The 594-nt window shown below is 69.0% G+C and carries 1 protein-coding gene and 1 pseudogene; both read right to left on the bottom strand.

Annotation, left to right across the window (positions count from 1 at the left end; genetic code table 11):
• A pseudogene (locus N878_RS29750) lies at nucleotides 1-156 on the bottom strand (thioesterase family protein); the annotation flags it as partial.
• A 106-nt stretch (nucleotides 157-262) separates the two neighbouring features.
• A partial coding sequence (locus N878_RS25240; RefSeq protein ID WP_021446246.1) for a CHAD domain-containing protein occupies nucleotides 263-594 on the bottom strand: 332 nt, incomplete at its 5' end.

Below are 594 nucleotides of genomic sequence, written 5' to 3'. Positions count from 1 at the left end.
CACCGGGCGCCCCGCCGGCACCTTGGCGCGCATGGCCTCGAAGGCCAGCGCCGCCACCAGGCCGCCGAAACTGGCGCGCCCCTGGCCCCAGAGCGACGGAATCACCAGCGCCTCGGGGTTGGTACGCACGGCCTGCAGCAATTCGGAAAAGGTCATAGCCACCTCGCAAACGATAGATGGCGTCGATCTTAGGGGATGGTGGAGGCCGAACGATAGGCCGAAAGGATGGTTATTCGGCCATAGTTCCGGCGAAAATGTCGCCTTATTTATCCAGCAGGAAGTCGCCATGCAGCGCCAGCAGCGCCTCGTCCGCGCGCCGTTCGGCTGCCGCCTGAGCCTGCAGCCAGGCCGCACGGCAGGGCGGCAGGGCCTCGCTGGAATCGCTCTGCGCCAGCCATTGCAGGTGATCGTGCCAGTCGCCCAGCTCACTCTGCGCGCGCTTCAACCGGCCCTGCACCGCGGCGTCCAGGCCGCTGTGCAGCGGATAGGCCTCGGCGGCGTAGCGCACCCGCTTGATCAGCAGGCGCAGGCGGTGGCGGTCGTGCGCCGGGTCGCGCAGGGCACGCGCCAGCTGGCGCTGCTGACGGCGCAAAC

The sequence above is a fragment of the Pseudomonas sp. EGD-AK9 genome (assembly GCF_000465935.2).
Classification (GTDB): domain Bacteria; phylum Pseudomonadota; class Gammaproteobacteria; order Pseudomonadales; family Pseudomonadaceae; genus Aquipseudomonas.
Note: the sequence above shows the minus strand (reverse complement) of the source record. Positions and strands in the feature narration are given on the sequence as shown.